This window comes from Kitasatospora sp. NPDC034035 (assembly GCF_055575755.1).
Genome location: NZ_JBVISA010000086.1, coordinates 1 through 7975, shown reverse-complemented (window position 1 = coordinate 7975; position 7975 = coordinate 1). Strand labels below are relative to the sequence as shown.

Sequence of the window (7975 nt, the reverse complement as noted above, 5' to 3'; positions counted from 1 at the left end):
GTGATCATGAAGCGTAGAGAACTCCATGATCGGGCGAACCGTGCCTGCCCTGCTACTACCGATTAGCTCGGCACCTACTGGCGGACGCCCTAAGTGGGATGCGGAAGACCGTCCACTCAGGGTCCGAAAGGTCCGGCGGCAGCCGTGGGGGGTTAGCCGGGGCAAGGGTGACATCGGCGAACCGGACGTGGTACGGGTGCCCGTGCACCTCCCAGGAGGTCGAGAGGAGTCGGAGCGTCGCGAGGCCAATGCCGAAGCGGCCAGTGGCGTCGGCGTCCAGGCTCTTGCCGCTGAGCCACGGCAGTCCGAGGCGCAGGATGTCGGCCAGTCGCAGGCCACTGCCATTGTGACCGACCAGGAGTTCGGTCGGCCGCCAGTGGAGGCGAACTTCGCGGGCTCCGGCATCATCGGCATTCTGTACCATCTCAGAGAGCACCTGCAGACGGTCTGAGGAGATCGTCTCGGCACCCAGCTGCGCACGCTCCGCCACCTGCCGTAGGACACCCGGGCCCTCGCGAAGGCCCTCGTTGAACAGGCTGACGGCTCGGGCGGCCTCGTCGGGCGTCCGCGCCTCGACACCCGGATCGACCTCCGCGTCGGTCAACAACGCTCGTACAGCCGCAGCCAGCTCGTCGCTCCCACCGATGACCACGCTGATCCCCTCTGCCCTGTGCTGGTGTACGGACAGCATCCGCACAGGACCGAGACCTTGAGCCGCGGCCATCCAAATTCAGCCACGTGTCTGACGGTTCACGGAACGAGCCATCCGCAGCCATACGCGATCTGGGAGCCTGGGCCCAGGCAGGGCGGGGACGACAGACGGTGGTGAACTCGGCCGGATTCGTTCGAGGAGGAACACTGCGTGTCAGTGGCGGATGCTAGTGCTCGCGTGGCGAGGAGCGCCACGCGATGGTCCCATCGAGTCCACCCCAGCGGGCCGGATCGACTTCGCGAAATCGAAGCGCATCTCTCAAATGAAGTAGCTGTCGGACTGCTCAACGATTTTCCGAATCTCCTCGTCGACTGCATCCCGGATCAGGGGGCCGCGCCCGCCCGCGCCATCGAATCGGTGGAACTGCGGAAGGGGAAGATCTCGATGGCGCACTTGTTGCGCCACTCAGGGCGGCCGTACCAGTACTCGCTCAGGTCCTGGCGACGGTGGACGACGTCCTTTGTCGTCATGCGCCTACGTTAGGCCTCGCCACTACGACTGGTCAGCCACTGCCGATCACGAACGAAGCCACGGGTCAACTCCGTTATTTAGAAGCGAAGTCCGAAACATGTTCGGGTGTTCACTTGACTACCCCGAACAGAAAGAACATCGTTTCGAATTCGGCGGCACTCAGTCCGGCTTCCCGCAGGCGGGCGACAATGCTGCCCGGTGGGGGCCGATCGGCGAGACCGTGCGCGTACCGGAACATGTCGGCGAGGGCCGCACGCGAACGCGGGTTGACCGGGCGGCCGTCCGAGGTGGTCGGGGCCGTGGGGCGGTGGGCGAGCGCGGCCCGACCCAGCTCGGTCAGGCGGGACGGGTCGGCGGTGCTGGACCGGGCGTAGTCGGGATCCTGGTAACCGATCACCCGATTCGACCAATCGACCAGCAGCTGCTGGTCCTGCTCCGGCACCCCCAGGATCCGGGCCAGCGTCCACACGGGCAGCTCGGCGGCCACCGGCACGAAGTCGACCCGACCCAACGGGCGCATCGCCGCCACGAGTTCGGCTGCGCGCCGCTCGATGGCGGCGGTCAGCTCGCGCAGCGCCCGCGGGGTGAACGCCGCAGCGACGGCCCGGCGCAGCCGGGAGTGGTCGGGCGGGTCCTGGTTGAGCATCATCGCCCGGGCGAACTCCAGGTCGGCCGGGGTGTCGGGGTCGCGGATCTGGGTCGCGCCCAGGTGGGAGGAGAACAGCTCGGGACTGCGCAGCACGTGCTTCACGTCCGCGTGCCGCAGCACCGCCCAGTAGCCGCTCCCGCCCGGCCAGTCCCCCACCGCCGGCTCCTCCACCCAGCAGACCGGCGCCTCCGCCCGCAACTCGCGGAACAGGTCGTACGGCACGCCGTCGGCGTAGGTCTCGGGAAGGAAGATCCGGTTCACCCGCGCCTGGTCGAAGCCCATGCCGACCGACCGTACGCCACCACCCGGCGGCCGACCAGCGTCCGGCCCGATTCGCCCGCGCCCCCGCCTTTCACGGGCGCTCGCGGAGCGGAATGTCGCGGTTGCGCCCATCGGTCGCCGGAATCCCGTAGGGTCGGCCAATGGCGAAGTACTTCGACGTGCATCCAGAGTCTCCCCAGCCGCGCACCATCAGCACCGTGGCCGCCAGTCTCCGGTCCGGGTCACTCATCGCGTACCCGACCGACTCCTGTTTCGCCCTGGGCTGCCAACTGGACAACCGCGAGGGCCTCGAACGGATCCGGTCGATCCGGCGGCTCGACGAGCGCCACCACTTCACGCTGATGTGCGTGGACTTCGCGCAGCTCGGGCAGTTCGTCCAACTCGACAACAACGTCTTCCGCGCCATCAAGGCCGCGACGCCGGGCAGCTACACCTTCATCCTCCCTGCCACCAAGGAGGTCCCCCGCCGCCTGATGCACCCGAAGAAGAAGACGGTGGGCGTCAGGATCCCCGACCACACCGTCACCAGGGCGCTGCTCGCCGAGCTCGGAGAGCCCCTGCTCTCCAGCACCCTGGTCCTCCCCGGCGACGACGAACCGATGACCCAGGGGTGGGAGATCAAGGAGCGCCTCGACCACGTGCTGGACGCCGTGGTGGATTCGGGCGACTGCGGCACGGAACCGACGACCGTCGTCGACTTCTCCGGCGGCGAACCGGAGATCACCCGGCGGGGAGCCGGTGACCCCACGCGCTTCGAGTGACGGCCCCGGCACACCGCGGAGCCCCGACCGCATTACGGATCGGTGAGAATGGAGGCCATTCGACACACCGGGCGGCGGGGGCGAGCGGGTGCAGGGCTGGCAGGTCAGGAACGGCATCGACGGCGGCACGGTCAACGGCAACGCCTTCCAGGCGGGCGAGCTGACGGTCCACCAGTACGCGGCGCCGGCCGTCGAGGTGCGGTGGCCGATGGTGATCGGCCGGATCCCGCCGAAGGCGAGTGCCTTCCAGGCTCGGGAGGAGCTGCGGCAGGCCATCGACGAGGCCCGGGGGCAGCACGGGACGGTCGTGCTCAGCCAGGTGCTGGCGGGCGGTGGCGGCGTCGGGAAGTCCCAGCTCGCCGCCGACTACGCGCGCGCGGCCGTCGACGCCCGGACGGACCTGGTGCTGTGGGCCGATGCGACCGAACCCGCCACCGTGACGGACGTCTACGCGAGGGCCGCTGCGGCGGTCCGGGTCGCGGGAACGACCGGTGAGGCCGAACAGGATGCGGAGCGCTTCCTGGAGTGGCTGGCGACCACCGATCGCCGGTGGCTGATCGTCCTCGACAACACCACCGAGGCGACCCCCGACGTCCTGTGGCCGACCACCTCCCGGGGCGGGCACGGGCGGGTCATCGCCACCACCCGGCACCGGGGCGCCGCCACCACCGGCAGCGACCGGGCCCTGGTCGACATCGGCACCTACTCCCCCGCCGAGTCCGTCGCCTACCTGCGGGAGCGGATGGACCGCGCCGGCTGCGCCCACTTCCTCGACGAGCACGCCGCCGAACTCGCCGCCGCCCTCGGCCACCTCCCGCTGGCACTCGCCCACGCCGCCGCCTACATGGTCAACAAGCAGCGCAGCAGCGGCCGTTACCTCCAGCTGTTCCGTAACCGCAGCCGCACCCTGGACCAGGTCCTGCCGTCCCGGTCCGGCGCCGACGGCTACCGGGGCCCGGTGACGGCGGCGCTGCTGCTGTCGGTGGACGCCGCCCAGCAGGAGGAGCCGGTCGGGCTCGCCCTCCCTGCCCTGCGGCTCGCCGCCCTGCTCGACCCGGCGGGCCACCCGCAGGACCTGTGGGCGACGCAGCCGGTGCTGGACCACCTCGGCGACGCGGCCGGCACGCGGATCGAAGCGGACGACGCCCGGGACGCGCTCGCCGTCCTGCACGCCTACAACCTGCTCACCCTCAGCGAGGCCCCGCACCGGGAGGTGAGCGTCCACGCGCTCACCTCCCGGGCCGCGCGCGACGCCACGCCCGAGGACGAGCGTCCGCACCGGGCGGCCGCCGACGCCCTGGTCGAGCTGTGGCCCGAGGAGGACCACACCGATCGGGAACTCGCGGCCGTGCTCCGCAGCAATGGCGCCACCCTGGCCGAGTACGCGGGGGACGAGCTGATGGAACCGGCCGACGGGGCCCACTCCCTGCTGCACGTCATCGGCCTCAGCCTGATCGCGGCGGGGCTCCACACGCCCGCCATCCGGCACTGGACCCGGCTCGTCTCCTCCTGTGAACGCGTCCTCGGCACCGAACACTCCGACACCCTCGCCGCCCGCAACAACCTCGGAGTCGGCTACCACGCCGAAGGACGCTACCTCGAGGCCCTGCACCTCCTGGAGCGGATCGTCGCCGACTCCTAGCGCGTCCTCGGTGCCGACCACCCGGCCACCCTGCAGTACCGGGCCAACCTCGCCGTCGACTACGCGCAGGTGGGACGCACCGAGGAGGCCATCACCCTGCTCGAGGGGGTGCTCGCCGACACCGAGCGCCTCTTCGGGGCCGACAGCCGCAAGGCCCTCACCACCCGCTCCAACCTCGCGGGCGCCTACCACGAGGCCGGCCGCACCGAGGAGGCCATCCGGCTGCGCGAGAGCGTCCTCGCCGGCCGCGGACGCCTACTCGGCCCCGGCCACCCCGAAACCCTCCTCACCCATGCCGACCTGGCCGTCTCCTACGCACAGGCCGGACGCCTCAGTGACGCGGTCCGCATCAAGGAGCAGGTCCTGGCCGACACCGAGCGCGCCCTCGGCAGCGACCACCCGCAGACCCTCACGGCCCGGACGATCCTCGCCGCCTCCTACCGGCCGGCGGGACGCGTCGCGGAGGCCGTCACCCTGCTGGAGCGCACTCGGGCCGACGCCGAACGCGTCCTCGGTCCCGGCCACCTCCAGACCGTCCGGATCTGCGCCGAACTCGGCGAGGCCTATCTGGAGGCGGACCGCATCCGCGAGGGCATCGGCCTCAACAAGCGCGTCCTCGCCGACCGCGAACGCCTGCTCGGCCCCGAGCACCCCGCGACCCTCGTCACCCGGTCGAACCTCGCGAACGGCTACCTGTACGCAGGACGCGTCGAGGCGGCCACGGACCTCCACGAGCGCGTGCTCGCCGACCAGGAGCGCCTCCTCGGCGGCGACCACCCGGCCACCCTCAGCACTCTCGGCAACCTCGCCAACTGCTACCGGATCGCGGGACGCGACCACGATGCCGTCGCCATCGAGGAGCGGCTCCTGGCCGACCGCGTGCGCGTGCTGGGCCCGCACCACCCGAACACCCTGATCACCCGGCTCAACCTCGCCACCGGCTACCACGGCCTCGGACGCCTCCAGGACGCGATCACGGTGCTGGAACACGTCGACAGGAAGACCGAGCGTCTCCTCGGCCGCGACCACCCGCACCTCCTCCTCGCACGGGCCGGCCTCGCCACCCTCTACTGGTACACCGGGCGGCGGGCGCAGTCGCGGTGGCTGCTGCGGGCGACACTGACCGACCACGAGCGCGTCCTCGGGCCCGACCACCCGGCCACCGCCGCCTTCCGGGGGACGGTGTCGCGCTTGCTGAACGACCCCGAACCCGTGCCACCGGCCGCCGCCCACGGCAAGCGGAAGCGCCGCTGAGCACGCGGCTTCGGCGCGAGGCGGCCGAGGAGAGCAGCAGCCGCAGGGCGTCGTCGGACGGGGTGTCCGGGTCGGCGGTGCGGGTGGCCGGCGCCCGGGTGGGGAATCGCCGCGGTCACCGTGGGGTTGGGGCAGGGCGACGAGCCAATTGCGGCACTCGCAGACGAGGGGTTTCCCATGAAGATCGGCATCATCGGTGCGGGCAACATCGGCGGCAACCTGACCCGGCGGCTGGCCGCGCTGGGGCACGAGGTCTCGGTGGCGAACTCGCGCGGCCCGGAGACGCTGAAGGCGCTGGTCGAGGAGACCGGCGCGAAGGCGGTGACGGTGGCCGAGGCGGCGCGGGGTGCGCAGGTCGTGGTCGTGACCGTGCCGCTGAAGAACGTGCCGGACCTGCCCGCCGGGCTGTTCGACGGGGCGGCCGAGGGTGTGGCGGTGATCGACACCGGCAACTACTACCCGAAGGAGCGCGACGGCCGGATCGACGCGATCGAGGACGACGGGCTCACCGAGAGCCGGTGGACGGAGCAGCACCTCGGGCACCCGGTGGTGAAGGTGTTCAACGGCACGTACGCGCAGGACCTGCTGGAGCGGCCGCTTCCGGCGGGCGACCCGGAGCGGATCGCCGTGCCGGTCGCGGGGGACGACGAGGCGGCCAAGCGGGTCGTCCGGGCGCTGGTCGACGAGCTGGGCTTCGACTCGGTGGACGCGGGCGGCATCGACGATTCCTGGCGCCAGCAGCCGGCCACGCCGGTGTACGGGCTGCGCGGCGGGGTCGAGGCCGTGACCCGGGCGCTCGCGGAGGCGCCCCGCGAGCGCCCGGCGGCCCACCGGGCGTAGCAGGCCCACCGGGCGTAGTAGGGGTCAGGCGAGCCGGCGCGCCCCCTCGGCCGGGACGGCGGTGAGGGTGCGCGGCTCGGCGTACCCGGCGGTGCGGAAGGCGGCGGTCACCCGGGCGGCGACGCGCTGGGCCTCGGCCGCGTCGACCAGGGCGATGACGGAGCCGCCGAAGCCGCCGCCGGTCATCCGGGCGCCGTGGGCGCCGGCGGCGAGGGCCGCCTCGACGGCGAGGTCGGTCTCCGGGCAGGAGACCCGGTAGTCGTCGCGCAGCGAGGCGTGGCCGGCGGTGAGGATCGGGCCGAGCGCGGCGAGGTCGCCGGCGTCCAGGTGGGCGACGGCGGCCTCCACCCGCGCGTTCTCGGTGACCACGTGGCGCACCAACCGGCGCAGTTCCGACGGGAGTTCACCCAGGGCGGCAGCGAGCCCCGAGGGCTGCAGCGAGCGCAGTGCGGGCAGCCCGAGCAGTTTCGCGGCCCGTTCGCAGCCGGCTCGCAGGGCGGCGTACGCGCCGTCCCCGAGGTCGTGCTTGACCCTGGTGTCGAGGACCAGCAGGGCGAGGCCCGCGCCCGCGAGGTCGACGGGCACCTGACGCGTCGACAGGTCCCGGCTGTCCAGGAACAGCGCGGCACCCGGGCGGCAGCACATCGAGGCCATCTGGTCCATGATCCCGCACGGCACGCCGACGAACGCGTTCTCGGCGCGCTGTGCGAGCACCGCCAGTTCCGCAGCCGAAAGCCCCAGCCCGTACAGGTCGTTGTACGCGGTGGCGACGGCGCATTCCAGGGCCGCCGAGGAGGAGAGTCCGGCGCCGCCGGGGACGTCGCTGTCCAGCCGGAGGTCCACGCCGCCGATCTCGTGCCCGGCCTCACGCAGCGCCCACACCACACCGGCGGGGTAGCCGGCCCAGCCGGGCACCGCGCCGGGGGCGAGGTCGGCGAGCCGCAGCACGGTGACCGGCCCGCGGACCTGGGCGGACCAGAGCCGCAGCCGTCCGTCGTCGCGGCGGGCCACCTGGGCGCGGACGGTCTGCGGGAGGGCGATCGGCAGCACGAACCCGAGGTTGTAGTCGGTGTGTTCGCCGATCAGGTTGACCCGGCCGGGGGCGGCCCACTCCCCTTCGGCGGGGCGGCCGTAGAGCTCGGTGAAGGTGTCGGGCTCGGTGAAGGTGTCGGGCTGGGCGAAGGTGTTCACGGGGCGACCTCCCGCAGCCGGCGGGCCGCGTCCTCGGGGGTGACGTCGTTGACGAAGGCGTCCATGCCGGATTCCACGCCGGCCAGGTACTTGAGCTTGTCGGCGGTGCGCCGGATGGTGAAGAGCTCCAGGTGCAGGGCGAGTTCGTCCCGGTGGCCGGCGGGGGCCTGGTG

Annotated in this window: 8 protein-coding genes and 1 pseudogene; 4 read left to right on the top strand and 5 right to left on the bottom strand. The window is 72.3% G+C overall.

Annotated elements, in window-relative coordinates; translation table 11 throughout:
- Positions 1-55 precede the first annotated feature (55 nt).
- From ACZ52J_RS42550 to ACZ52J_RS42540, 3 genes are all read right to left on the bottom strand, one after another.
- Positions 56-691, bottom strand: a complete 636-nt coding sequence (locus ACZ52J_RS42550; RefSeq protein WP_465626795.1) for an ATP-binding protein — start codon at positions 689-691, stop codon at positions 56-58.
- Positions 692-1035: 344 nt separating this feature from the next.
- Positions 1036-1182, bottom strand: coding sequence for a hypothetical protein (locus tag ACZ52J_RS42545; RefSeq protein ID WP_465626793.1), 147 nt, complete (start codon positions 1180-1182; stop codon positions 1036-1038).
- Between the two features lie 110 nt (positions 1183-1292).
- Positions 1293-2114, bottom strand: coding sequence for a cytochrome P450 family protein (locus ACZ52J_RS42540; RefSeq protein ID WP_465626792.1), 822 nt, complete (start codon positions 2112-2114; stop codon positions 1293-1295).
- A gap of 140 nt (positions 2115-2254) precedes the next feature.
- Between ACZ52J_RS42540 and ACZ52J_RS42535 the strand changes: the two genes are divergently transcribed.
- The 4 genes from ACZ52J_RS42535 to ACZ52J_RS42520 all read left to right on the top strand — a co-directional run bounded on the left by ACZ52J_RS42535 (position 2255) and on the right by ACZ52J_RS42520 (position 6611).
- The gene (locus tag ACZ52J_RS42535) at positions 2255-2875 is read left to right on the top strand and encodes an L-threonylcarbamoyladenylate synthase (protein ID WP_465626791.1); all 621 of its coding nucleotides are present in this window, start codon (positions 2255-2257) and stop codon (positions 2873-2875) included.
- An 88-nt stretch (positions 2876-2963) separates the two neighbouring features.
- The gene (locus tag ACZ52J_RS42530) at positions 2964-4517 is read left to right on the top strand and encodes a tetratricopeptide repeat protein (RefSeq protein ID WP_465626790.1); all 1554 of its coding nucleotides are present in this window, start codon (positions 2964-2966) and stop codon (positions 4515-4517) included.
- A 30-nt stretch (positions 4518-4547) separates the two neighbouring features.
- A complete protein-coding gene (locus ACZ52J_RS42525) occupies positions 4548-5771 on the top strand; it encodes a tetratricopeptide repeat protein (protein ID WP_465626794.1) in 1224 nt (407 codons plus the stop codon).
- Positions 5772-5948: 177 nt separating this feature from the next.
- Positions 5949-6611, top strand: coding sequence for an NADPH-dependent F420 reductase (locus tag ACZ52J_RS42520; RefSeq protein ID WP_465626789.1), 663 nt, complete (start codon positions 5949-5951; stop codon positions 6609-6611).
- A gap of 24 nt (positions 6612-6635) precedes the next feature.
- Here ACZ52J_RS42520 and galK read toward each other — a convergent pair whose 3' ends face one another.
- Complete coding sequence (gene galK, locus ACZ52J_RS42515; RefSeq protein WP_465626788.1) at positions 6636-7802, bottom strand: galactokinase; 1167 nt, start codon at positions 7800-7802, stop codon at positions 6636-6638.
- A pseudogene (locus ACZ52J_RS42510) lies at positions 7799-7975 on the bottom strand (galactose-1-phosphate uridylyltransferase); the annotation flags it as partial. The pseudogene ACZ52J_RS42510 and the gene galK, both read right to left, overlap by 4 nt.